This window comes from Devosia sp. LjRoot16 (assembly GCF_964252795.1).
Taxonomy (GTDB): Bacteria; Pseudomonadota; Alphaproteobacteria; order Rhizobiales; family Devosiaceae; genus Devosia_A.
Genome location: NZ_CAXUPH020000003.1, coordinates 203,537 through 226,593, shown reverse-complemented (window position 1 = coordinate 226,593; position 23,057 = coordinate 203,537). Strand labels below are relative to the sequence as shown.

Genomic DNA, 23,057 nt, shown 5'->3' with positions numbered 1-23,057 from the left:
ATGACATCGAGTTTGTAGCCGCCCAGAGGCAAAGATCAGTCTGGAACAGCCGTAACCGGATCGCCGTCCAGCGCCGCCGCTAGCTTGGGCGGCAGCAGGTCGAGCAGGTAGCCGAGCGACAATGGCGTCTGCCAACTCATCGCGGCGCTGGCGAGGCCGTCGCCGTCGTCGAGCCAGATCGAGCGGCCCTCGGTGGCGAGCTTCAGGCCTTGATAGAGGCTCATGGCTTCGACCTTGTGCTGGATCTCGGCATTGTCGGCAGGCCAGATCGCCACGTCCATGTCGAGCAGCTCGATGAATTCGGGGCTGACGGTGATGCGGTTGTCGGGCTGGGCCAGCTTGTCGAGTTCAGCCGGGAAGCTGAGGCCGAGGTCGATCAGGAACTTGCTGGCGAGGTCATTGCTGCTCCAGGCATCGAAGCTGCCGTCTTCCCTCAGGTAAAGGTTGGTGCCGGTCTTGCCGGCAAGTTGCGGGTACTTACCGCGCACTACCGCGTAGCGATCGGCGAATGACCTGACGATGGCGTCTGACTTGGCGGTGTTGCCCGAGGTCGCCTGGTCGATGATGGTGAGTTCTGCCTGCCACGGAGCACCCCAGTGCTGGTAGCCGGCCGGCGTCACCACCACCGGCGCGATCTTCGACAGGTTCCGATACATCGCCTCGTCCATGGTGACGTAGATGGCGATGATCAGGTCGGGGCGCTGCGCGGCGACCCACTCGATGTTGATGCCGTCGGCGGTCATCACCTCGGGGGTGGCGTTGAGGGCTTTGCGGGCTGCCTCGGCCCAGGGCCAGGTGGCATAGGGGTGTTCGCCCCACCACTCCTTCACCCCGACCGGGGCGATGCCGAGGGCATAGAGGAAATCCTGCTCGTGCATGCCGACCGAGACGACACGCTGCGGTTGCGCCGGGATGGTGGTGGTGCCGTAGATATGCTCGACGGTCACCGGGAAATCCTGCGCCAGGGCCGGGGCGATCATCGCCGCCAATAGTGCCAGTACGAGCTTCAGCTTCATCTCACGTCATCCCCTGCGAACTGTTTGTCGCAGCACGTAAACGAAAGATGATCGTTGCAGTCAAGTTTGATTGCAACTCAAGGTGAGACACATCACGTCTTCGCCGCCGATGACCTCGCCGGTGGCGATGAACCCGATCGACGTGTAGAGCGCGCGGGCGGCGGTATTGGTCGGTTCGACCCCGAGCACGATGCGTGGGCAGTTCGGCAGGTTGGACATGAGCGCGGTAAGCTCAGTCAGTGCAGCGCGTCCGATGCCACGATGCTGATGCCGCTGGTCGACCATCAACCGGTAGATCCAGTAATTGCCGTCGTCCGGATCGAGCGCATACATCGCGAAACCCAGAACGCTGCCATCGACGGTAATGGCGAAGGGGAAGCAGGCCGGGTTACCGTCCGCCTCGCGCAGGGACTCAGCGTTCGTCGCTACGAAATCGCGTTGCTGCGTGGCGACCGAGAGGGCGACAAGCTGGGCGCGGTTTGCTGGTGTAACGGGTTCAAGGCGAACGATTGGCGACATCGACGCTCGTTGGCTGAATTGGCAGTGACGCAGTGCTACGTCACTTCCAGCTGTCCGGCCAGTTGCCTTCACATCAGAGCGAGCGGCGGCCCGTCGCATTGCCTTCGGCCCCGAACCGGCTATGACTTCGCGCGATTTGTCGGAGGCATGATGGACGGGTTTTCGTTCTGGCTGGTGTTTGGGGCAGGGGTGCTGAGTTTCCTAAGCCCGTGCGTGCTGCCGCTGGTGCCGCCCTACCTCACCTATATGAGCGGCGCGAGCTTCGACCAGCTGCGTGACGATGGCGCCACCGCTGGAGTGATCTGGCGGAAGAGCGTCTTCACCTCGCTGTTCTTCATCGCCGGGTTCTCAATCGTCTTCATCCTGTTCGGCGCCACGGCGACGGCGTTCGGGCAGGCGTTCCGCCAGGCACTGCCGATCATCACGCCGATCGCCGGGCTGTTCATCATCGCGATGGGGCTGCATTTCCTCGGCGTTTATCGGATCGCCTTCCTCGACCGGCAGTTGCGGCACAATGGGCCGGGCGTCGCCAGTGGCCCGGTGGGCGGGTTCCTGCTCGGGCTGGCGTTTGCCGTCGGCTGGACGCCGTGCATCGGGCCGGTGCTGGCGGCGATCCTGGCAGTGGCCTCGACCAAGGAAACGGCGCTCGATGGCGCCGCGTTGCTCGGGCTCTACTCGCTCGGGCTGGGCGTGCCGTTCCTGCTCGCCGGCATCGCCATCGGACCGTTCCTCACCTTCTTTTCCGGCTTCAAGAAGCACCTGGGGATGGTCGAGAAGGTGATGGGGGGGCTGTTGGTGGTTACTGGGCTCTTGTTCCTCACCGGGCAGTTCACTCGCATTTCCTACTGGTTCCTCGAGACCTTCCCGGTTCTGCAGCAATTCGGGTAAGCGCGGCTTAACCGTCGCTGCCGAAATCTGACGCCGAACCGATCGATCACGGTTCCGTCAACAGCCCATTCACTGCCGCTCGCGATAGTCGCCGCAACCTTGGACGAGGATGCGACGATGGCTCTCGAAGCCTATGCAGAAGATACGCCGCCGCGGCCGCAGCGCCAGCGCCTGACCGTGGTGCCGGTGGCGACGGTGCAGCTGGCGCATCGGATCGACGAGGTCGCGGCGACCTGGGCGGCACTGGAAGACGGCCAGATCGAGTCGCCCGGCCAGAGCGCCGCCTTCACCCGTGCCTGGGTCAATGCGTTCGGCATTGCCGAGGCCGACCAGTTCTACCTGACGGCCGCCTTCGACGGCGAGCCGGTGGCGCTGCTGCCGCTGTGGCGGCGGCGCGTCAAAGGGGTACGGCTGCTGTCGTGGTTTCCAGGGGCCCATGTCGGCTGCAACGCGCCACTGGTCGATGCGGCGCGGCTCGCGACGCTCGGCTCGGTCGAGCGGGCGGCGCTGTGGTCGGCGATGCTGGAGCGGCTCGATGGCGCCGACCTGATCTACCTGAAATCGGTGCCGCAGCTGTTCGTCGGGGGCGTCGACATCTTCGCCGAGCTCGGCCAGACGATCGAGGCGGAGACGCTCTATCGGGCGCAGTTCGCGAGCTGGGACGATGCCAACACCACGCAGCGCTCGAAATCGCGCCGCAAGCACGATCGCCAGCAGGGCGAGCGGCTCGAGGCGCTGGGGCAGGTGGAGTTCGAGGAGGTGCGTGGTGGCCCGGAGGCCCTGCCGATCCTCGAGGTGATGTTCCGCCAGCGCGCGGCGCGCTTCGTCGCCATGGGCGTGCCGGATCCGTTTGCCGAGCCAGGCGTACGGGCATTCTACGACGCGACGCTGTCGTCGGCGGCCGGCATCGATGTGCGCCTGCATGTGCTGCGGCTCAATGGCGAGATCGTCGCGGTGCGCTACAATATTGTGCATGGCGAGCGGCTGTTCTGCCTCATCTCGTCGATGAGCGACGACGCGACGATCCAGACCGGCTCGCCAGGCAAGCAGTGCCTGCTGCGGGTGATGCAGACGGTGTTCGATGCCGGCTACCGTGTCTTCGATATGGGCGCCGGCTTCACCGACGAGAAGCGCCACTGGTGCAACCTCAAGCTGCCGGTGCGCCAGCACTACGTGCCGCTGACGACGTTGGGCGCGGTTGCCGCCAAGGGGCACTTCGGCTGGCAGGTGCTGCGGCAGAAGCTCAAGGCCAACAAGGCGGTAATGGGCGTGGTGAAAGCGGTTCGCGGGCGGATGCTGGCCGCCAGGAGCGCGGCCCCGGTGCCTGAGGCGTCAGACTAGACCGACACGTTGCTTCGTCCGGCGCAGATGTCGCGGACACAGCTCCGCAACCAGCGATGCGCCGGATCTGCATCCAGTCGCGGATGCCAGAGCAATGACACTGTGATCCCCGGTACGGCGACCGGCAGTTGAAAGCTGGTCATTCCGGCACGCAGATTTCCGGTGTGGCGCTCAGGAACTGTGGCGATCAGCTCCGAGGCACGTGCCAGAGCCAGAGCGGCTGCGAAGCCGGCGACGATCGCAACGATCTCGCGCTGCAAGCCAAGCTGTTCCAACGCTTCGTCGACCAAGCCCTTGCCGAGGCCGCGCCGCGAGGCATGAACGTGTCGGCCGGTAGCGTAGCTGGCAGGCGTGATCTCCGCCTCGCTCAGTGGGTGACCCGTCCTGACGACCCCGATGAAGCGGTCTCGGAACAGGGCGACCGCCCGCACCTCCGGCCCGGCCGTCTGGTCCACCACACCGGTTTCAAGGTCGATGCTGCCATCGCGTAACGATCCGGTTGCTTTTTCGGCTTTCTGCACGAACCACAGCCGCACGCCCGGCGCCTCTCGGTTGACGCGAGCAATGAGCTCTGGTCCGAAGTTCTCCACGAAACCGTCGCTGCTTCGCAACGTGAAGGTTCGATCCAACCGCGTGAGGTCGAGCATCTCCTGCGGCCGCAGCACCGCCTGCGCATCCCCCACCAACTGACTGACCCGCTCGCGGAGTTCGAGCGCCCGCGGCGTCGGCACGAGGCCGCGACCGGCCCGCACCAGCAGCGGATCGCCGGTGGTCTCGCGCAATCGCGCCAGGGCCCGACTCATTGCCGATGGGCTGAGGCGCAACCGGCGGGCCGCGCGCGCCACGCTGCCTTCAGCGAGGAGCACATCGAGGGTGACGAGCAGGTTGAGATCGGGCGTCGACATGCGCCGACTCTATAGTGATGTGGCGTTGAGCGCACGAATGAAGTGCAAATGCTGCGTGTTCCGCCATGCCAGGGAAAGAACTAGTCAGGGCTGACCAAGGAGAGCCTGATGCGTTCTGATATTCGTGCCGCGGTACGAGGCCCCGGATTGGCCCTCGCCGCGCTGTCGCTGGCGATGCTGCTGTCCTCACTTGGTACCAGCATTGCCAATGTCGGGTTGCCGACAATGGCCGAGGCGCTCGATGCCTCGTTCCAGGATGTGCAGTGGATCGTCTTGGCCTACCTGCTCGCCATCACAACCCTGATCGTCAGCGTGGGACGGCTGGGCGACATCATCGGCCGTCGGCGCCTGCTGCTGGGCGGGATTGCGCTGTTCACCATTGCCTCAGTGGCCTGCGGGGCAGCCCCCAGTCTATCCTTGCTGGTTGCCGCCCGGGCGTTACAGGGGCTCGGCGCTGCCATCATGATGGCCCTCGCGATGGCCTTTGTCGGGGACACGATCGAGAAGGCGCAGACGGGCAGGACCATGGGGTTGCTCGGGACCATGTCGGCTGTCGGCACGGCGCTCGGCCCCTCGCTTGGTGGTCTGCTGATTGCCGGGTTCGGCTGGCGGGCAATCTTCCTGGTCAACGTCCCGCTCGGTCTGGTGGCGTTCGTCCTCGCGTACTGCTGCCTGCCGGTCGATGGCCGCGCTGCGACAGTGCGGCGGGGCGGCTTCGACGGGGTGGGTACCCTGCTGCTCGCCATGACGCTGGCGGCATATGCCCTGGCCATGACCATCGGGCGGGGGAACTTCGGGTTGCTCAATATCGCCCTGCTGGCAGCTGCCGGGTTCGGAGTGGGGTTCTTCCTGCTGGCCGAGACGAAAGCCGCGTCGCCATTGATCCGGCCGGCGATGTTCCACCGGTCCGGACTCGGCGCCAGCCTCGCCATGAACGCATTGGTGTCGACGGTGATGATGGCGACGCTGGTGGTCGGGCCGTTCTATCTGTCCCATGCGCTGGGGCTCGACGCCGCGCTGGTCGGCATCGCGATGTCGGTTGGCCCAGTCGTTTCGGCGCTGAGTGGCGTGCTGGCGGGGCGGATGGTCGACCGCCTCGGCGCGCGACTGATGGTCATCGTCGGGCTCGTCGCGATGGTGGCCGGCGTGGTTGGGCTCGCTGCGATTCCGGTGGCGTTCGGTGTCGCCGGCTATATTGCTGCCATGGTCGTCCTGACGCCGGGCTATCAGCTGTTTCAGGCGGCCAATAACAGCGGGGTCATGATGGCTGCTGGCGCCGGCGAGCGGGGCGTCGTCTCGGGGATGCTCAACTTGTCACGCAATCTCGGTCTGATCACCGGAGCGTCCGTGATGGGGGCAGTGTTCGCGTTCGGGTCGGCGGCGGCTGATGTCACGACGGCATCTGCGGACGCGGTCGCGGGCGGGATGCACATCACGTTCGCCGTCGCCGCGGTTCTGCTCGTTGCAGCGCTGGTGATCGGCACGCTGGGACGAACCGTCAGATGAGCTTCAGCCCCTTCATCGATGCGTGGCCCGACTTTCCGATGATGATGTGGTCGTGCACCGTAATCCCCAGCGGCCGGGCGACGTCGTTGATCCTCAGGGTCATCTCAACGTCCGCCTGCGAAGGCGTTGGATCGCCCGAGGGGTGGTTGTGCACCAGGATCAGCGCGCTGGCGCTCAGTTCCAGCGAGCGCTTGATCACCTCACGCGGATAGACCGGGGCGTGGTCGACCGTGCCGGTCTGCTGCACTTCGTCGGCGATCAGGCGGTTCTTTTTGTCGAGGAACAGGATGCGGAACTGCTCGATATCGTTGAACGCCATCTGGGCGCGGCAATAATCGATCAGCGTGCTCCATGAGTTGAGGACCGGCATGTCCGGCACCATGCGATCGCGCGCGAAGCGCTGGGCGGCGGCCTGGATGATCTTGAGGTTGGTGGCCGAGACCAGCCCGAGGCCTTTGATCTCGTCGAGCTGCTGCGGGGTGGCTGAGAACACGCCGGAAAATGAGCCGAACGCTCTGATAAGCTCCTTGGCGAGCGGCTTGGTATCCTTGCGCGGGATGACGATCTGCAGGATCAGCTCCAGCAGCTCGTAATCCTCGATGTGTTGCTCGCGGAGTTGGAGAAACCGCTGCCGGGCACGTTCGCGATGGCCGAGATAGTGGGGCGGAGCCGCCTCGCCGAGTCCATCCGGCGATGGCTTCTCCCCCTCGCTCATCGGTCAGCGACGGGCATCGAGCGGGTTGAACAGCCCCCGCGGCGAGGAGGTGAAGATCTCGACGCCGGTCTCGGTGATGCCGATAGAGTGTTCGGCCTGGGCCGAGAGCGTGCGGTCGCGGGTTACCGCGGTCCAGCCATCGGCGAGGATTTTGACGTGCGGGCGGCCCAGATTGATCATCGGCTCGATGGTGAAGATCATGCCCGGCTTCAGCGGCACACCGGTGCCCGGCACGCCGAAATGCATGATGTTGGGCTCGTCGTGGAACAGTTGCCCCACGCCGTGGCCGACGAAATCGCGCACTACGCTCATCCGCTCGGCTTCCGCCAGCGCCTGGATGGCGGCGCCGATATCGCCGGTGGTGGCGCCTGACTTGGCCGCAGCGATACCGGCGGCGAGGCCGGCATAGGTGACGTCGATCAGGCGCTCGGCCTTACGGCTGATCTCGCCCACCGGGTACATGCGCGAGCTGTCGCCGTACCAGCCATCGACGATCAAGGTCAGGTCGATGTTGACGATGTCGCCTTCACGCAACGGCCGCTCCTCGGGGATGCCGTGGCAGACGACGTGGTTGATCGAAGTGCAGATCGAGTGGCGGTAGCCCTTGTAGAACAGCGTTGCCGGGATCGCGTTGTGATCCCGGGCGAACTCGTAGGCGAGCCGATCGAGCGCCGCGGTGGTGACGCCGGGCTTCACCGCATCGACCAGCAGGTCGAGCGCTTCGGCGGTCAGGCGGCCGGCCTTGCGCATGCCGTTGAAGCCCGCTTCGCCGTGCAGCGGGATGACGCCCGAGGTGCGGCGGCTTTTGGTTTCGGCTTCGACGTAGGTGATCATGGCAGCTCCGTTCGAAACGAAAGTAGGCGTTCGGGCCAAGGATTGGAAGTGTGTTGGCGTTGCCAGCCCACGGGCAATACTGTGGGCACCGGCCCCGATGACCCGCCGGATTGCTTGACCTTTCGGGCTTTGGTGAGGCAATGCATTGTGCCTCGCAAATCCGGGGCCACCATGCCATCGCCCGAAGCCGTTACCGCCGCCCTCGTTGTCATCGGCGATGAAATCCTGTCCGGCCGGACCAAGGATGTGAATATCGGCGCGACGGCGGATTTCTGCACCGAGCTTGGGATCGAACTCAGGGAAGTGCGCGTCGTTTCCGACGTCGAGGACGATATCATCGCCGCGGTGAACGCCGTACGGGCACGCTACACCTACGTTTTCACTACCGGCGGCATCGGGCCGACACATGACGACATCACCGCCGACGCCATCGCCAAAGCGTTCGGCGTCAAGCTGCCGATCAACGACGAGGCGCGCGCCCTGCTGGAAGCGCGCTGGAAGCAGACCGGCACCGAGGTCAACGAGGCGCGGCTGCGCATGGCGCGGATTCCCGAAGGCGGAACGCTGATCGTCAACTCGGTGAGCGCCGCGCCGGGCTTCCGCATCGGCAATGTCCACGTCATGGCCGGCGTGCCCAAGATCATGCTGGCCATGCTCGAGGCGATCGCGCCGACCTTGCAGGGCGGCAAGAAGGTGAAGTCGATCACCATCCGGTGCCGCGTGGGCGAAGGCAGCATTGGTGGTCCGCTCGGCCGCATCCAGGACGAGTTCCCCGATGTAAAGATGGGCAGCTACCCGCAGATGGGGCAGACTTTCGTGATGACCGAGCTGGTGCTGCGCTCGTCCGACGAGGCGCGGCTCGCCGAGGCTGCCGGCCGGGTGCGCGAGATGGTCGCCGAGGCGCATCGCGCCGCCGGGCTTTCGACGGAAGTCGAGGCCTACTGAGTTTCCGGCCCGCAGGGGCCCCGTTTGAGATCGAGGCGGCCGGGCCGTCCAGGAGAAGCAAGTGAACCAGACCCAGCAGAAATCTTTCCCAGTCACCTGGGACCAGTTCCACCGCGACAGCCGGGCGCTTGCCTGGCGGCTGCAGGCGCTTGGGCCGTTCGATGCGCTGGTGGCGATCACCCGCGGTGGCCTGGTGCCGGCGGCGATCGTGGCGCGCGAGCTGAACATTCGGGTGGTCGAGAGCGTCGCGGTGAAGAGCTACGACCATCAGAACCAGAGCGGCATCAAGGTGCTGAAGCCGATCGCCCCGGAGCTGCTGGAAAAGGCCCGCAATGGCGGCAAGATCCTGATCGTTGACGACCTGGTGGATACCGGAGCCACGGCGCGCGTGGTGCGCGACATGCTCCCCGGCGCGCATTTCGCCACTGTCTATGCCAAGCCGAAGGGCCGCGAGATGGTCGACACCTTCATCACCGAAGTGAGCCAGGACACCTGGATCTTCTTCCCGTGGGATCTCGACGTCGCCTATGTGCCGCCGATCTCCGGCGCTACGGACTGACCGTCAGTCCGTCGTAAGTTCGATGTCGATCTTCAACCTTGCCCCGGTCGCCTCTGCATAGCGGCGGAGCGTCGACAGGGAGGGGGAGACATGTCCCCCTTCCAGTCGCGCGACCGCTGATTGCGTGGTGCCGATCTTTTTGGCGAGGTCCGCCTGCGAGAGCTTGGCGTGCGTACGGGCTTTCACCAGCGCTTCGATGATGGCGATCTCGCCTTCCGCCGCCTGGTACTCCTGCTTGAAGGTCGGATCCTCCATCAGCCGCTTCTTGAGATCAGCAATCTTGGTCATGGCCTCACTCGATCATGATTATCGCATATGAGCTATATAGCGAATACGCTATGATCGTGCAAGTGTGGTGAAACCTAAAGCTGTTGCACCACGTTGATCCACAGGCCTGAGGGGTCCTTCAGGCTGAAGCGGCGCTGGCCGAAGGGTTCGTCGGTCAACGGGTAGTCGGGCTCCTTGCCGCTGGCCCGCACTTCCTCCAGCGCCGCCGCGGCGTCCTGCACCTCGAGCTCCATACTGGTGCCGGCCGCGTAGCCCTCGGGGCCCGGCGGCCACGACGGGTGGCTGGGCGACATGAAGGCAATGCTGGCGCCATCGGCCTGCATCAGCACGAACCACTCGTTCTCGAAGATCACCGAAAAGCTCAGGTGCCTGGCCCAGAAATCGCGGCAGGCGATGAACTGGTCGGTGACGGTGATGGGGTAGCGGTCGATGAACTGCATGTCGGCCTCCTGTGCCAGGTTGGAGCGACAGGGATAGTGCACCGACCCTGACGGCTGATGTCAGGGTTTGCGGCACGCAATGAGTCTCGATGACTGACGGTTCAGACCAGAAGCCAGCCCGGCGGCGAGCGATCGGTCGGATCGACCGGATACGGATAGTCCGGCCCGAACCACTGCTGGGGCCCGATAACCAGCTTGTCCGGCGCGGCGCCAAGCCACGCGGCCCACCAGCTGAAGGTCGAGTTCGCGATGATGAAGTGCCGGCACGAGGACATGAGGAACATATCCTCGTAGGCCGAGAAGCCGGTCACCGGCCGCAACCCCGGCCAGCCTGCCAGTTCGGCTTTTGCGATGTCGACATCGTCGCTGAACAGGAAGTAGGTGGGCTCCTCCACTCTCGCTTCCAGTGCGGATTTCGCCCTGAAATAGTGGTCGGCATGGAGCAGGCCGAAGAAGGCGATCGTCTCGGGCGAGTCAGTGTAATCGCCACGCCGGATATGGACGGCGACAGGGTTTTTCGCCGCCGCGATCTCGGCGGCGAGTTCGGCGGTTCGCGGCGTTGCGAGCCGTTGCACGTCGAATGCCCGGCGAACCGATGCCTCGTGCCCTTCGAAATAGTGCCAGGATTGGAAGAAGCCGGACAAGGCGGCGGGGGCCTTCAGCTCGAGAAACCGTGGATCAAACCCCTCGATGCTGACGAGTCGTGAGCCGCCGCGGAAGGGGTTGGGCAACAGCCGCAGCGCGGCGCCGATTCGGCGGCCGATCTTGAATGGCGGCACCCGCGCCGATTGCAGCTCGATGCCAAAGTCGCGCAGGCCCAGCCGGCGGTCGCCGCGATCCCTGCGCTCGTAGTGGCGGATGTCGAAACACAGCTCCGTCCCGAGTCGCTCCGACAGGGTCAACCCGGCCGCATACTGGAACATCTGGTTCCCAAGGCCGCCGTAGATGTTGACTCCGACCAGGTTCGGTCGCGCGTTGGGCACGGTGCACTCTCCTTCTGCCGCCAATGACTATGGCGGCAAATTGTGTGGTTGTCAGTGTCCGAGCCGATGTGGCAGTGCTCAGCGGCCGCGGGCGTGATGGAATGGTAGACATACCGGACTTAAAATCCGGAGGGGGTATCCCCGTGTGGGTTCGAGTCCCACCGCCCGCACCACTCAAAGATCGGAATCATCCGCATGGCCGTTGAGCCGGTGGGGCAGTGTGCCTGACCGTGGGCCTGATGTCTCGCTCGTTGAACGCAACTGGCGTCACCCGAGCATGCCAGGGAGGATGTGCCTCGAAAAGAACGAAGGATGCTGCGGCTCTGCCGAGAGCGGGCTGCCGCGTACGGTGCTGCGCTTCAGCTCGGCGATCAGCAGCAGCGCATCCTCGGCCTTGCGGTTGACCCGGTGCTCGCGATAGGCGGCAAGGATTTCCCGGCGCTCCTCTGAGGGGAGCAGGGCTTCCAGCGAGCGATCCTTGAAATAGAGCCGACAGGCTCGGTCCCAGATGCGCAGCTGTTCTACCTCGGAGATAAGTTGCCGGTTGCGCAATCGATCGAGCGTCGGCTTTACGTTGACCAGAGGCTCGGTCAACGGAGGGTAGCCGAGTTCTTCGGGGCCGTGGGAAATCGCGACCGCGGCATCATCGTCGAGGGCCCCGTTGCAGTAGGCCTCTGCAATCTCGCCGATGGGAACCATGCCGAACGCCGCGCATTCGGCCGCACGAAGCGCCCCCATCGAGGATGATCCGAGCATGGTCACGCCGCGTGCGAGGGCGAAGAGGATTTCCTTGTGCCATGGCGCCGCCACGGCATCGAAAAAACCATCAACCAGGCCGATGGCCTCGGCGCCGTCGAGGACGGCTTGGGCGATGTCTCCCTGCTTTGCCGGCGGGCGGACCGAGATACCCGCCAGATCCGGCGTTTCGCCGTAAAGCGATGGCCCGACGAACAGCACCCTCATAGCGCCAGCACCTCGAGCGCCCGCCGACCAGGTGACCAGTTGACGTTGGTTTCCCTGTCCTCGAGCACCGCAGAAAGCGCCCGCACCACTGAGATGCCGTAGGGGGCACCGCCCAGTTCGCTCCAGACGATCTCGGCGGTGGGCCCGATGCGCTCCGCCAACTGCTCGAGCAGTTGCGGCAATGGCGTATCAGGCGGCAGCCAAGCGGGGGCGCGCGCCTCGCCTGGGCCAGGATGCTCCAGGAACGCGATCGACTCGTCTGCCTGCTCGAAATACTCGGCAGGCAGGAAATCGTCTCGACCGCCCGCGATGTTGGTAATTCTGGTCTGCGCCGCTTCGGTGATGGCGCGGCCAATGGCGCGGGTTCCTGTCGGGTGGCAGCCATAACCTGCGGCGATATCGAACAATCTGGTGCTGTCGGAGGGGCGCTCGCTGATCACGGCCATGACGCACGGGACGCCAAGGTTGGTGGTCTGGTCGAACAGCCGAAGCTCGAGGTCGGCATCCCCTATCTGTTTGCCGAATGCCCTGATCACGGCATCATCCACGGCCTCGATCGGGAACTCCGTCGCGAGCCTCGCGGCGTCCGGGAGGAGTGACCACAGGGAGGTGGCGTCTCGTTCCACCAACTCGCAGATGGCGTGAAACAGCGCTTCTTCGGTGGTGTTGCCCGAGGCGAGGCCGTTGGTGCTGCGGCCAACTTCCGGCAGGTCGGCGGCGTCCTCGCCGATCGTCAGGGCGTCGCGGGGGATCCAGAGGGGCTCATTGTGGGGCCAACTGCTTCCCTGCAGCCAGCGGATCGGTGCGCCGGTGGGCAGCGGGCGATCGGGTGGCAAGAGGCGGGCCGCATCGTAGTAGCTCTCGCCGGCCAGCCGAAGCGCATCGGCGGTGGCTAGCCGGGAGAGGACTTCCGATCGCTCGGCAATGGTGAACTCGGCGGCCTCCATCAGCGCCGATGCCATGGCGCTGGCATCGTCGCGCCCCTTTCCCTGGCTGACGCTAAGCGTCAGTCCAGCGGGCCGAATTGCTGAGAAGCAGGGGATGCCAATACGGTCGAGGCCAGTCTGGCGCGCCAGTCGGGTGATGCCGAGCGAGGCAAGATGCGGCCGCAATCGCTCAACGGTCAGCGCGGCCGGCGTATTGCGTTCGCCATACTCAAACCAGCTTGACGGCGTCGAAACGGCGCCGTCCACCGATTACTGCCGGAAGAACTTGCGGCTGGGAATGCGGGGCAGAGCCGGCAGGGCCTTGGCAACCTGGGCGATCTTCGGCGAAGCGGATGAAGTGTTCAATTGCAATCCTCCTGATGACACGGCAGGAGGCCCACAATCGAATTAAGATAGAGTTTAGGCGTGGCGAGAGAAACCAGCCAAAAGCAAAGCGTTGAGATAGTGCGCCGTGTCGTCCGGATTGGGGGCCGGATAGAGGCTTTGCCACTTTTCAACCGTGAACCCGGGATCCCGGGCCAACGCTTGCTCCCGGTATGCTGCCGCAGCCTGCTTGTCGTGCAGCATCGCCGCAGAGGCCGCCATCAGGCGCAGCGCCAGCCCCGGGGACTCCATCGCTGACAATCTCGTCAGGGCCTGCCGGTATTCGCCCCGGAAGAAGCTGACGGCTCCGGCGATCCAGTAATAGTCGTCTGGTGCCAGCGGATTGAGGGAAAGAGCCCGCGAGATCTTGGCTTCGGCTTCGTCGTGCCGGGAAAGGTGGGTGAGAACGTCTGCCTGGTCGACAAGCAGGTCAGCATGGTTCGGGGCGAACTCATGGGCCGCCTCGAAAAGCTCACGGGCGCCGGCGAGGTCATGCAGGTACAATGTGGCGTGGCCGATCTCGCGCAGGCTGGCGCTGTCGTTCGGTTCATAGCCGTAAGCGCGCTGCGCCAGATGTCGAGCTTCGTGGAGCAGTGTGCGATCCGCGCTGCCGCGCTCCAGCCACTCCAGTGTCTTGGTTCGCGCCAGCTGGGCCAGCGCCGGCGCAAAGTCCGGCGACAACTGGATCGAGCGCTCCAGCGATTTCTGGGCGCGAAGCAAGGAGTTGAGATCGTTGCGATCCCGCCGTTGCATGGCGATCAGGTAGTGGACATATGCCGATGCGGCGCCGGTCCGTCGATATTGCTGCAACTCGTAGGCGCCGATTTCGCCGCAGATCTTATCGACGAGTACTGCGCAAAAACTGTCATGGATGCCTTGCAGCGCACCCGAGCGCAGCTCGACTTCACTGCGGTAGATTCGCCGGCCCAGACCCGTTGCGACCACGTCGATACTCATCAACGCAAATGGCAGTTCTCGCTGGCAAAGCACGACGTCAGTCAGAACGACGTAGTCGGCGGGGAGCATCTCTTCCCAGATTGGACCGCTCGTCAGCTTCATTGCCGAGTGTGGCGCGATTACATCGTAGAGGCGGCTCCTGCAAAGGCTGAGCGTAACATCTGTGACGAGCGACAGCGCGATCTTGTGATCTTGTACGTCAACCAGCGGCGAGCTGTGGCGTGGTGGAACAATCAGAAGTCGAGGAATAGTGCCGGTCGTTCGTTCTGCAACTGTTCCCGGGGGCTGTGACAGGTCAGTTCTCACATCAGGAAATCCGATTGAATTGAATGGCCGTCTCCTATCCTGACCGTAGCCGCTATTTCTTGCGCGCGGAAGTACCGAGACGACGATATCTGCAACTAATGAAGTTTGCTGGGGCATCGCTGAGGTCATTCAACTCCCAGTTCACAGATGCGAGCTTCGGGCAGCTGCTCGCGATGCCGCTTTCGGCCAGATGTGGTCAGCGCGTAGTCCTTCACCGCAACCGTCGCTCCGAAAGCTCAGGCGGTCCTCGAGCCGTCGAGCTGCGACCTTGACACCGGCCCGCCGGACATCGGAAGGCTTGAAAGGGCAGGGGCGGAACGTTCTGCAGGGCCTCGGACGCAGGGTTCCGCAAACGTCCTCGATCTCGAGCCCTACCGCCCGCGCCAGCTTTTGGAGGAAAGACCTATGCTGCTGAAGCTCGAGGTGCTGGAGGCGATCAAGCGCGGCGATGTCACGCTGCAGTTCCGACGCTGGATCAGGCCGACAGTGAAGCCGGGCGGGACGCTGAAGACCAAGGTGGGGTTGCTGCAGATCGGCCGGATCGACGACATGTCGCCATCCGCCGTGACCGAGGCGGATGCGAAGAAGGCGGGTTTCGAGGATGTTGCCGAATTCAACAAGTGGCTCGGCACCATGAAGGAAGGCCCGCTGTTCCAGCGAATCGAGGTCAGCTATCTTGGCGAAGCACCATGATGCGGCTGGCGCTTTTCGCGGCCGCCCTGCTGCTAGGGGTGGTGCCGGCGGTGGCCGAGGAGGCCTGTGAGACCTGGACGGCGGGCGCACAGGAGGACGAGGGTGGACTGGTGTTCACTGTCGCTGCCTGCGCCACGGATCGGCCGGATACCTACCTGTTCCTCACCTGCTCGGCCGGTGAGGTGTTCATCCGCTATGACCTCGCAGCGGGCGCCGAGCGGTCACCGGACTTGGGCGAGGTAACCGACGTCGACTTTACTGTGGGGGTCTCTACCCAGCGGCTGTCGATGAGCTACCAGGAAATGGATGGCTTGTTCGCCAGCGAGGTGCCGGCGAACGGACCGCTGATGGCGCTGCTGAAGTCGGGCGAGGGGCTGAGCGTCGTCGATGCCGACGGTCGCTATCCGATCCACAGCTTCGGTCTCACCGGTTCATCGGACGCGCTGTCTCGGTTAGTGCGGCAGTGTAGCTAAGCCCGCAGGCGCTCGCGTAGCCAGGGCTGGTCGTCGAGGCTGGGGCCGGTGACGGTGAAACGGCCGAGCGCGCCTTCGAGCGTGCGCTGCAGGACCACCAATGCCCGGACCCATTCGGTGTAGAGCCGGCGCGACCGGCGGACGCCGTCGAGCGAAACGCAGCGGGTATGGGCAGCGTGCCAATCGGGGCGGCGCGCCTCGCGGGCGAAACGGCGGATCACCGTGGCGTGCGGCACGGGCAGGGCAAGTACTGCCCAGTAGACCGTAAGCGCGTCCGGATCGGCCCCGGTCGCCGTCTCCACCGACTGGTGGCGAAAGGCCCAGATGAGCAGGTCTTGAATGTCGATCCGTTGGGCCATTTCACCTCGCAGACGTCTGGAGCATTTCGCCGAAATGCTCCAAGTCCGTTGTTTGTCGCGCTTTCGAACCGGAAAAGTCTGCAAACCCCGCCTTCGCGGGGACGGGCCTTTTCCTGAAAGCGCTCCCAGTCTGTCGGGGAGAAACGGCCGACGAAATACCGAGTTTCCACATTTATCGGGGATAGCGGGAGGGCTGGTTGATGCGGTGTGAAGCTCGGCGTCGCAGCTTTTGCGCAAATCGATATTGACCCTCACGTAGCGTCAGGGACTATCCCCTTAGCCCGCGGAGAACGCGTGCGATGAAAACACTGACGGTCAAAGAGGTTGCGAAGCTTTCCGGGGTATCGGTCCGGACGCTGCACCACTACGACCAGATCGGCCTTCTGCGCCCCGCGTTCACCGGGCAGAACCGCTATCGCTACTACGGACAGGAGGAACTGCTGCGGTTGCAGCAGATCCTGCTGCATCGAGAGCTCGGCATCCCGCTGGGAGAGATCGGCGCCATCCTCGATGCGCCGGGCTTCGACCGGCTGCAAGCGCTGCGCCTGCAGCGCGAACGGCTGAACGAGGAAGCGAAGCGCTATGCCCAACTTGTCCGGACGATCGACCGCACGATCGCCAGTCTGGAAGGAGATCGCGCGATGAGAAACGCGGATTTGTACAAGGGCATCTCGCCCGACAAGCAGGCCGAGTATGAGGCCTGGCTGGTGGAACAGTACGGCGGTGACATGCCGGAGCGCATCGCGCTCAGCAAGCGCAAGTATGAAAGCCTGTCGGAAGCCGAAAAGCTTGAGCTCAACCAGGAGCTGCACGACATGGAGCAGGGGTTGGCCGAGGGTCTGCGCCGCGGCTTGCCGATGGGCTCACCCAGCCTCGATCCATTGCTCGGGCGGCATCGGGCGTGGGTGTCTCAGATGTGGGGCAGGCCGTGCCCGCCAGAGGCCTATGCCGGCCTCGCCGACCTCTATCTCTCGCACCCGGATTTCATCGCGCGCTATGAGGCGATCGAGCCGGGGTTCGCCGAGTACCTGTCCGGTTCGATGAAGGTCTATGCCAACCGGCAGGCGTAGGATCATGGCCGCCGGGTTAATTCGCCTGGCGGCCGGAACGTTTGGCCGCCGGCCTGCATTATTCGCCCCGAACGCCAAACCCCAGGGAGACCGGGAAATGCATAAGGACGAGATCAAGGGCACAGCCAAGCAGGCACGCGGCAATGTGAAGGAAGCCATCGGCAAGGCCACTGGCGACCGCAAGCTGCAGGCCGACGGCGCCGCCGACAAGGTGGAAGGCTCGGTCCAGAAGGCCGCCGGCAAGGTCAAGGAAGCGGCGCGCGACGCACTCAAGCGCTGAGCTGCCGGATCGACTCGCGTGAAGGCCGCCCACCGGGCGGCCTTTTTGCATTACGCTGCGGGCATCCAGCATGGAGTCGCGGGCATGATCGGCAGCATCCTGACGGGCGTCATCGCCCTCATTCATATCTACATCCTGATCCTCGAGATGTTCCTGTGGGACAAGCCGCAGGGGATGAAGGCGTTCGGCACGACGCCGGCCTTCGCTGCCGAGACGAAGACGCTCGCCGCCAACCAGGGACTCTACAATGGGTTCCTCGCGGCCGGGTTGATCTGGGGCATCTGGCTGGGTGAGGCCGGCGATCCGATCAAGATCTTCTTCCTGCTCTGCGTTGCCGTCGCTGGTGCCTTCGGGGCGGTCACGGTTGGCCGCAAGATCTTGTTCATACAGACGATTCCCGCTGTCGTGGCGCTGGTTGCGGTGTGGCTCACCTGAGCTTTTGCACAAGCAGGCAGATACTCGTTTGGGCAAAAATTGCCCACGAGTGACGAACTGGCTAACCTTGCCCTGCGGACGGATCTGAGGGGCGATAGACAGTGAGCTATCTTGAGTCGAAGCGGAGGCCACGCCTCCGACCGGGGGCGGTGCCGCCCTATTTCCGGCACATGGCGGAGGTCCTATGACCTCGAGCAAGACAGGATCCGTCGCGTGGGCGGACGAGGCGCCGGCAGCGGCTTGGGAGCCTCGGCAAACTGGGGCGCGATCCACGGTGAAGCAGGTGGTGTTCCTGGTCGATTTCGGCATGGTCAGCCACGGGCTGGCCCCGCTGTTCGTCGACGGCCACGCCACCGAGATCGGCTTCTGGGGCTTTTCCAACGACATTATCCGCCGGCTGACGCGGCTCAACGAGCTCTACGACCGGCAGGTCAACTGGGACAACCCGAACGACCCGACATGGCGGATCTCCGAGCGCGACCGCAACGAGTTCAACGCGCTGCTGCCGTTCCTCGTCTCGGAAATCCAGATCGCGCTCGGCGACAAGTGGGAAATCGTGCTGGAGAGCCAACCTATTTAGGGCGACGCCTTACTCAAAACTGTAGTGCAGACGCACGCAGCCGGCGCCGAGCGTATTCGACGACAGCAGCTTGAGGCTCTTTTCGAACCCGGTGGCTGGGAACAGCGGGAAGCCGCCGCCGAGCAGTTGCGAGATGACATAGATCTCGATCTCGTCGAGTGCGCCGCGCTCCATGAACGCCATCTGCAGCTGGCCACCACCGAGCATCCAGACGTCGCCGTCGTCAAGCGCACGCAGTTCGGCGACCAGCGCATCGATATCGGTGCGGGTCTCAAGCTGACCGATCGGCGCGGGCAGGGGGCGCGAGGTGACGACGATGACGCGCTGCTCGCCATAGGGCCACGGGATATTCTCGCGCACCAGCCAGTCATAGGTACCGCGGCCCATCACCACGGTGCGGATGCGCTTGATGAACAGGTTGTAGTCGAACTCACCCAGCTGCATATCGGTGCGCTGGGTGAGCCAGGTGAGGGACTCCTGAGGGTCGGCGATAAAGCCGTCGAGGCTCGAAGCGATGTAACCGACGATGCGGGCCATGACGATTCTCCTTGTTGGCACTTCTGTAAGGCGTTTATAAACGAACATTCGTTTATATTGGAAGCCATGTCCAGACCCCGCAAGATTTCTGACGAGGATGTCGTAGAAGCAGTCGCCGCGCTGGTGTCGCGCGAAGGCCCGGCCGGCCTGACCTTCGCCTCGGCATCGGCAGTCACCGGCCTGTCGCCGGCGACACTGGTGCAGCGTTATGGCAATCGCGAGGCACTGCTGCGCGCGGCGCTCCTATGGATGTGGGATCAGCTCGATCTCAACGTTGCCGGCGCCGATGCGAGCCATGCGGTCGATCCGGAAGGGGCGATCGCGCTGCTGGTTCGGCTGTCGGCGGGCTATGGCGCGGGCGACGAGGCGGCGCAGGGCCTGCTGTTGCTCCGCGAGGACTTTCGCGATCCGGCGCTGCGGGCCCGGGGCGTGGCGTGGAACCAGGCGATGACGCAGGCGCTGGGGCGGCGACTCAGCCAGGATCCGGCGCGGCAGGAGTTGCTCGGCCGGCTGATGGCCAGCCAGTGGCAGGGCGCCGTGCTGTGGTGGGGGTTCTCGCGCGAGGGGACGCTGCGCGGGTTCCTCAGGCGCGAACTGCGCGAGTGGCTGATGGCGACGGGAGTTTCGTAGTTTTCGGGTTCATTCCGCCGCGAACGCTCACTACATTCAGCCTCATGCGCTACCGCATGCTCGACACGGCTCTGGGACCCATGGCGATCGGCTGGACCGATGCCGGGATTTCGCGCGTGCTGCTGCCGGGCGATACGCCCGAGGAAATGCGGGCGCGGCTCGAGAAGTCCGGGGGCGTCGAGGATGCGAGCGGTCAGTCGGAGATCGCTGCGCGGATTCTCGCCTATGCCGAGGGGACGAACGACAATTTCGCCGATGTCGAACTCGACCTGTCACGGGTGCCCGAGGTCAACCGCCGCATCTACGAACATATCCGCGAACTCGCCTGGGGCGAGACCACCACCTATGGCGCGATCGCCCGCTGGCTCGGTGACGTGGTGCTGTCGCGGGCGGTGGGCGCTGCGATGGGCGCCAACCCGATCCCGCTGATCGTTCCCTGCCACCGGGTGCTGGCCGCCGACGGCCGCACCGGCGGCTTCTCTTCGCCTGGTGGGGTCCGGGCCAAGATGGAAATGCTGGCGCTGGAAAAGGCTGCTTCGCCGACCGGGCAGTTCTCGTTCGGGTTCTAGGCCAGGGTCATTGCCCTCGCTTGAATACCTTCAGGTGGCCGAGTTGCTTGACCACCCTGCTGGCCACGGTTTCGATCGGATCTGCGATCGAAACCGCCAGCACGTTCTCATCCGGGTCGGGGCGCTCGAGCGTCGCAAACTGGCTGTCGAGCAGCTTTGGGCTCATGAACTCGTGGTTGCGGGCCTCGATGCGCTTGCGGATGGTGTCGATGTCGCCATCGAGGAAGACGAAGAGGATCGGCTCTCCCGCCTTTTCGGTGAGGAAATCGCGATAGGCGCGCTTCAGCGACGAGCAGGCGCCGACCGCGACGCCCTTTTGCTCGGCCGCGTCATGCAGCGCGCCGGCCAGCGTCTCCAGCCAGGGCCAGCGGTCCGCGTCGGTGAGCGGGATGCCGTTGCGCATCTTTTCCTTGTTGGCGGGCGGGTGATAGCCGTCGCCGTCGAGGAACGGGGCGTGCAGCCGCCGCGCTATGGCCGCGCCGGTCGCCGACTTGCCTGACGACGACACCCCCATAGCGATGATGATGCGGGCATTCTCAAACGGTGGCAGTGAAGGCGCCGTCGACATAGAGGATGTGTCCGTTGACGAAGGTGGAAGCCTCGGAGGCAAGGAAGACGGCGGCGCCGCCCAGTTCGGCGGGTTCGCCCCAGCGGCCCATGGGCGTGCGCTTTTCGACCCAGGCGTTGAACTCCTGGTTCTTCAGCAGCGCCTCGTTGAGCTCGGTGCGGATGTAGCCGGGCGCGATGCCGTTGACGTTGAGGCCGTGCCTGGACCAATCGACCGCCATGCCGCGGGTCAGGTTGGCGATGGCGGCCTTGCTGGCGGCATAAGGCACTACCGAGGTGCGGGCAAAGTTGCTCAGCACCGAGCAGATATTGATGATCTTGCCGTGCTTGCGGGCGATCATGCCGCGCGCCACGGCGCGGCCGACGATGAAGGCCGAGGTCAGGTTGGTGTCGATGACCTGCTTGAACTTTTCGAGCGGCCATTCCTCGAGCGGCGCGCGGTGCTGCATGCCGGCATTGTTGACGAGGATATCGATCGGGCCGATCTCCGTCTCGGCATGAGCGATGGCGTCCTCGACGCTGTCCTCACTGGTGACGTCGAAGGCGAGGGCCTTGACGTTCAGCGCGCCGTCATCGGCGAGACGAGCGGCGGCTTCTCCGAGGGCTGCGGGATCGCGGCCGTTGAGGATCACCTCGGCGCCGGCGCCGGCGAGCGCCGCGGCGATGCCGAAGCCGATGCCGCGGCTCGAGCCGGTGACCAGAGCGCGCTTGCCGCTCAGATTGAATAGAGAAATCGAGTCCAAAGTCAGTGCCCCTCCCAGGCTCAGGCGGCGCGAGACTAGTAGATGACGCGCGGCTTGGTAAGACCAAGAGACCTTCGTGGTGAGGGACGTGCACAGCGTAGCTGCGTCCGGTCTCCGATGGGGTGGCATTCGGGCGTCGCCCGTGCCAAAAAGCCGCGCAAAGAAATCCTAATGACTCCCAATGGAGATAATGATGGCGTCTGCCGATATCGGCCTGATCGGGCTCGCAGTAATGGGCTCCAATCTGGCGCTCAACATCGCCGAGAACGGCTACACCATCGCGGTGCACAACCGCACTGCCTCGAAGATCGACGATTTCGTCGCGATGGCGAAAGAGCAGGGGCTTGATCAGAAGGTCGTCCCGGAAGCGGACCTGGTGCAGTTCATCCAGTCGGTGAAGCGGCCGCGCTCGATCATCATCATGGTCAAGGCCGGTAAGCCGGTCGACGAGATGATCGAGCAGCTGCTGCCGCATCTCGAAGCGGGCGACGCCATCCTCGAATGCGGCAACTCGCTCTACACCGACAGCCAGCGGCGCTACGAGTATCTGAAATCCAAGAGTATCGGCTTTCTCGGTATCGGTGTTTCCGGTGGCGAAGAAGGTGCGCGCCATGGCCCGTCGATCATGGTGGGTGGCCCCGAGCAGCAGTGGAAGAACGCCCAGCCGATCCTCGAGGCGATCTCGGCCAAGTTCAACGGCGAGCCGTGCTGCGCCTATCTCGGCGAAGGCGGCGCGGGCCATTTCGTCAAGATGATCCACAACGGCATCGAGTATGGCGACATGCAGATGATCGCCGAAACCTATGGCGTGATGCGCGACGGGCTGGGGATGAACCCGGCGGCCGCCGCAAAAGTGTTCAAGGACTGGAACCAGGGTCCGCTCAACTCCTACCTCATCGAGATCACCGGCTATGTGCTTGAGGCGATCGAGCCCAGGACCGGCAAGCCTTTGGTCGAGCTGATCCTCGACAAGGCCGGCCAGAAGGGGACCGGCACCTGGACCGCCATCGCGGCGCAGCAACTCGCGGTGCCGGCCACCGCGATCGAGGGCGCCGTCGCGGCCCGCTCGATCTCGTCGCGGAAGGAAGAGCGCGTGGCTGCCGAGGCTGCCTATGGCAAGCCGTCCGCCGGCAAGGCTGACGTATCGCTCGCTGAGCTCGAGAAGGCGCTGCTGGCGGGCAAGATTGTTTCCTATGCGCAGGGCTTTGCGGTGCTGTCGAAGGCCTCGGAAGAGTTCGGCTGGAACCTGCCGCTCGCCACCATCGCCAAGATCTGGCGCGCCGGCTGCATCATCCGCTCGCGCTTCCTCGACCAGATGTCGGCGGCCTACGCCAAGGGCGAGGCCACCAACCTGCTGATGGTGCCGGACTTCGTCACCATCATGCAGGACGCGCACAAATCGCTGCGGAAGATCGTCGCGGCAGGGGCGATCGGCGAGTTCCCGCTGATCTGTCTCAGCGCCTCGCTCGCCTATTTCGACAGCTACCGCCAGGCGCAGGGCACGGCCAACCTGACGCAGGGCCAGCGCGACTTCTTCGGTGCGCACGGCTTCATCCTCACCGACCGCGAAGGCGAGCAGCACGGCAAGTGGCCGTCAACGCTGGGGAAGTAAGCAACACCCGCCGCACCAAGAAAAATCCCCGCGA

General features: G+C 64.6%; 29 protein-coding genes and 1 tRNA gene. 15 read left to right on the top strand and 15 right to left on the bottom strand.

The window, feature by feature from the left end; genetic code table 11:
* Nucleotides 1–35: 35 nt before the first annotated feature.
* Together ACSQ23_RS15525 and ACSQ23_RS15520 are read right to left on the bottom strand one after the other, a co-directional pair.
* A complete protein-coding gene (locus ACSQ23_RS15525) occupies nt 36–1,016 on the bottom strand; it encodes an ABC transporter substrate-binding protein (protein ID WP_436091134.1) in 981 nt (326 codons plus the stop codon).
* Nucleotides 1,017–1,076: 60 nt separating this feature from the next.
* Nucleotides 1,077–1,535, bottom strand: coding sequence for a GNAT family N-acetyltransferase (locus ACSQ23_RS15520; protein WP_436091133.1), 459 nt, complete (start codon nt 1,533–1,535; stop codon nt 1,077–1,079).
* Between the two features lie 150 nt (nt 1,536–1,685).
* Here ACSQ23_RS15520 and ACSQ23_RS15515 point away from each other — a divergent pair, with 150 nt between their 5' ends.
* Entirely contained in the window at nt 1,686–2,423 is a 738-nt protein-coding gene (locus tag ACSQ23_RS15515; RefSeq protein WP_436091132.1) for a cytochrome c biogenesis CcdA family protein, read from the top strand.
* Between the two features lie 117 nt (nt 2,424–2,540).
* Nucleotides 2,541–3,764, top strand: coding sequence for a GNAT family N-acetyltransferase (locus ACSQ23_RS15510; protein ID WP_436091131.1), 1,224 nt, complete (start codon nt 2,541–2,543; stop codon nt 3,762–3,764).
* Here the strand turns inward: ACSQ23_RS15510 and ACSQ23_RS15505 are convergent.
* Nucleotides 3,761–4,669: a LysR family transcriptional regulator gene (locus tag ACSQ23_RS15505; protein WP_056000251.1), complete on the bottom strand. Its 909-nt coding sequence runs from the start codon at nt 4,667–4,669 to the stop codon at nt 3,761–3,763. The genes ACSQ23_RS15510 and ACSQ23_RS15505 overlap by 4 nt on opposite strands.
* A gap of 108 nt (nt 4,670–4,777) precedes the next feature.
* On the opposite strand from ACSQ23_RS15505, the gene ACSQ23_RS15500 reads away from it, so the two are divergent.
* Complete coding sequence (locus ACSQ23_RS15500; RefSeq protein WP_436091130.1) at nt 4,778–6,175, top strand: MFS transporter; 1,398 nt, start codon at nt 4,778–4,780, stop codon at nt 6,173–6,175.
* Here ACSQ23_RS15500 and radC read toward each other — a convergent pair.
* Both radC and map read right to left on the bottom strand, forming a co-directional pair.
* On the bottom strand, nt 6,168–6,890 hold the full coding sequence (gene radC, locus ACSQ23_RS15495) for a RadC family protein (RefSeq protein ID WP_436091129.1): 723 nt from the start codon (nt 6,888–6,890) through the stop codon (nt 6,168–6,170). The two genes, ACSQ23_RS15500 and radC, sit on opposite strands and share 8 nt — an antisense overlap.
* A 3-nt stretch (nt 6,891–6,893) precedes the next feature.
* Complete coding sequence (gene map / locus ACSQ23_RS15490; RefSeq protein ID WP_436091128.1) at nt 6,894–7,724, bottom strand: type I methionyl aminopeptidase; 831 nt, start codon at nt 7,722–7,724, stop codon at nt 6,894–6,896.
* Nucleotides 7,725–7,895: 171 nt separating this feature from the next.
* Here map and ACSQ23_RS15485 point away from each other — a divergent pair, with 171 nt between their 5' ends.
* Both ACSQ23_RS15485 and gpt read left to right on the top strand, forming a co-directional pair.
* Nucleotides 7,896–8,669, top strand: coding sequence for a competence/damage-inducible protein A (locus tag ACSQ23_RS15485; protein ID WP_436091127.1), 774 nt, complete (start codon nt 7,896–7,898; stop codon nt 8,667–8,669).
* Nucleotides 8,670–8,730: 61 nt separating this feature from the next.
* Nucleotides 8,731–9,228: a xanthine phosphoribosyltransferase gene (gene gpt / locus ACSQ23_RS15480; protein ID WP_055882106.1), complete on the top strand. Its 498-nt coding sequence runs from the start codon at nt 8,731–8,733 to the stop codon at nt 9,226–9,228.
* A 3-nt stretch (nt 9,229–9,231) separates the two neighbouring features.
* Here the strand turns inward: gpt and ACSQ23_RS15475 are convergent, their stop codons facing one another.
* The 3 genes from ACSQ23_RS15475 to ACSQ23_RS15465 all read right to left on the bottom strand — a co-directional run bounded on the left by ACSQ23_RS15475 (nt 9,232) and on the right by ACSQ23_RS15465 (nt 10,939).
* Nucleotides 9,232–9,516 carry a helix-turn-helix domain-containing protein gene (locus tag ACSQ23_RS15475; RefSeq protein ID WP_436091126.1) on the bottom strand — a complete coding sequence of 95 codons (285 nt, stop codon included), beginning with the start codon at nt 9,514–9,516 and terminating at the stop codon, nt 9,232–9,234.
* A 74-nt stretch (nt 9,517–9,590) separates the two neighbouring features.
* Entirely contained in the window at nt 9,591–9,956 is a 366-nt protein-coding gene (locus ACSQ23_RS15470; RefSeq protein ID WP_436091125.1) for a VOC family protein, read from the bottom strand.
* A 101-nt stretch (nt 9,957–10,057) separates the two neighbouring features.
* Entirely contained in the window at nt 10,058–10,939 is an 882-nt protein-coding gene (locus tag ACSQ23_RS15465) for an alpha-1,2-fucosyltransferase (protein ID WP_436091124.1), read from the bottom strand.
* Nucleotides 10,940–11,026: 87 nt separating this feature from the next.
* Between ACSQ23_RS15465 and ACSQ23_RS15460 the strand changes: the two genes are divergently transcribed.
* Nucleotides 11,027–11,112, top strand: a tRNA-Leu gene (locus tag ACSQ23_RS15460).
* A gap of 94 nt (nt 11,113–11,206) precedes the next feature.
* On the opposite strand, the gene ACSQ23_RS15455 is transcribed toward ACSQ23_RS15460, so the two are convergent.
* The 3 genes from ACSQ23_RS15455 to ACSQ23_RS15445 form a co-directional block, all read right to left on the bottom strand.
* Nucleotides 11,207–11,902 (bottom strand): TfuA-like protein, encoded by a 696-nt coding sequence (locus ACSQ23_RS15455; protein WP_436091123.1) that lies wholly within the window; start codon nt 11,900–11,902, stop codon nt 11,207–11,209.
* Nucleotides 11,899–13,095 (bottom strand): YcaO-like family protein, encoded by a 1,197-nt coding sequence (locus tag ACSQ23_RS15450; protein WP_436091122.1) that lies wholly within the window; start codon nt 13,093–13,095, stop codon nt 11,899–11,901. Before ACSQ23_RS15450 ends, ACSQ23_RS15455 begins: the two co-directional genes overlap by 4 nt.
* A gap of 153 nt (nt 13,096–13,248) precedes the next feature.
* Nucleotides 13,249–14,475, bottom strand: a complete 1,227-nt coding sequence (locus ACSQ23_RS15445; protein ID WP_436091121.1) for a tetratricopeptide repeat protein — start codon at nt 14,473–14,475, stop codon at nt 13,249–13,251.
* Nucleotides 14,476–14,880: 405 nt separating this feature from the next.
* On the opposite strand from ACSQ23_RS15445, the gene ACSQ23_RS15440 reads away from it, so the two are divergent.
* Nucleotides 14,881–15,168, top strand: coding sequence for a hypothetical protein (locus ACSQ23_RS15440; RefSeq protein WP_436091120.1), 288 nt, complete (start codon nt 14,881–14,883; stop codon nt 15,166–15,168).
* Nucleotides 15,168–15,641 (top strand): hypothetical protein, encoded by a 474-nt coding sequence (locus ACSQ23_RS15435; RefSeq protein ID WP_436091119.1) that lies wholly within the window; start codon nt 15,168–15,170, stop codon nt 15,639–15,641. The genes ACSQ23_RS15440 and ACSQ23_RS15435 overlap by 1 nt, the downstream gene beginning before the upstream one ends.
* Here the strand turns inward: ACSQ23_RS15435 and ACSQ23_RS15430 are convergent.
* Nucleotides 15,638–16,000: a hypothetical protein gene (locus ACSQ23_RS15430; RefSeq protein WP_055882081.1), complete on the bottom strand. Its 363-nt coding sequence runs from the start codon at nt 15,998–16,000 to the stop codon at nt 15,638–15,640. The genes ACSQ23_RS15435 and ACSQ23_RS15430 overlap by 4 nt on opposite strands.
* Before the next feature lie 299 nt (nt 16,001–16,299).
* Here ACSQ23_RS15430 and ACSQ23_RS15425 point away from each other — a divergent pair, with 299 nt between their 5' ends.
* The 4 genes from ACSQ23_RS15425 to ACSQ23_RS15410 all read left to right on the top strand — a co-directional run bounded on the left by ACSQ23_RS15425 (nt 16,300) and on the right by ACSQ23_RS15410 (nt 18,365).
* A complete protein-coding gene (locus tag ACSQ23_RS15425) occupies nt 16,300–17,070 on the top strand; it encodes a MerR family transcriptional regulator (protein ID WP_055882079.1) in 771 nt (256 codons plus the stop codon).
* A gap of 97 nt (nt 17,071–17,167) precedes the next feature.
* A complete protein-coding gene (locus tag ACSQ23_RS15420) occupies nt 17,168–17,350 on the top strand; it encodes a CsbD family protein (protein WP_055882077.1) in 183 nt (60 codons plus the stop codon).
* A gap of 84 nt (nt 17,351–17,434) precedes the next feature.
* Nucleotides 17,435–17,785, top strand: a complete 351-nt coding sequence (locus tag ACSQ23_RS15415; protein ID WP_436091118.1) for a DUF1304 domain-containing protein — start codon at nt 17,435–17,437, stop codon at nt 17,783–17,785.
* A 274-nt stretch (nt 17,786–18,059) separates the two neighbouring features.
* On the top strand, nt 18,060–18,365 hold the full coding sequence (locus ACSQ23_RS15410) for a hypothetical protein (protein ID WP_055882073.1): 306 nt from the start codon (nt 18,060–18,062) through the stop codon (nt 18,363–18,365).
* 9 nt (nt 18,366–18,374) lie between these two features.
* On the opposite strand, the gene ACSQ23_RS15405 is transcribed toward ACSQ23_RS15410, so the two are convergent.
* Nucleotides 18,375–18,902, bottom strand: a complete 528-nt coding sequence (locus ACSQ23_RS15405; protein WP_056000213.1) for a dihydrofolate reductase family protein — start codon at nt 18,900–18,902, stop codon at nt 18,375–18,377.
* A 66-nt stretch (nt 18,903–18,968) separates the two neighbouring features.
* On the opposite strand from ACSQ23_RS15405, the gene ACSQ23_RS15400 reads away from it, so the two are divergent.
* Together ACSQ23_RS15400 and ACSQ23_RS15395 are read left to right on the top strand one after the other, a co-directional pair.
* Entirely contained in the window at nt 18,969–19,532 is a 564-nt protein-coding gene (locus tag ACSQ23_RS15400; protein ID WP_436091117.1) for a TetR/AcrR family transcriptional regulator, read from the top strand.
* A gap of 56 nt (nt 19,533–19,588) precedes the next feature.
* Nucleotides 19,589–20,101 carry a methylated-DNA--[protein]-cysteine S-methyltransferase gene (locus ACSQ23_RS15395; RefSeq protein WP_436091116.1) on the top strand — a complete coding sequence of 171 codons (513 nt, stop codon included), beginning with the start codon at nt 19,589–19,591 and terminating at the stop codon, nt 20,099–20,101.
* Between the two features lie 7 nt (nt 20,102–20,108).
* Here the strand turns inward: ACSQ23_RS15395 and ACSQ23_RS15390 are convergent, their stop codons facing one another.
* Both ACSQ23_RS15390 and ACSQ23_RS15385 read right to left on the bottom strand, forming a co-directional pair.
* Nucleotides 20,109–20,669: a gluconokinase gene (locus ACSQ23_RS15390; RefSeq protein ID WP_055882063.1), complete on the bottom strand. Its 561-nt coding sequence runs from the start codon at nt 20,667–20,669 to the stop codon at nt 20,109–20,111.
* The gene (locus ACSQ23_RS15385) at nt 20,638–21,417 is read right to left on the bottom strand and encodes a glucose 1-dehydrogenase (protein WP_407065079.1); all 780 of its coding nucleotides are present in this window, start codon (nt 21,415–21,417) and stop codon (nt 20,638–20,640) included. The genes ACSQ23_RS15390 and ACSQ23_RS15385 overlap by 32 nt, the downstream gene beginning before the upstream one ends.
* A 187-nt stretch (nt 21,418–21,604) precedes the next feature.
* Here ACSQ23_RS15385 and gndA point away from each other — a divergent pair, with 187 nt between their 5' ends.
* Nucleotides 21,605–23,023: an NADP-dependent phosphogluconate dehydrogenase gene (gene gndA, locus ACSQ23_RS15380; RefSeq protein ID WP_436091115.1), complete on the top strand. Its 1,419-nt coding sequence runs from the start codon at nt 21,605–21,607 to the stop codon at nt 23,021–23,023.
* Nucleotides 23,024–23,057: the final 34 nt, after the last annotated feature.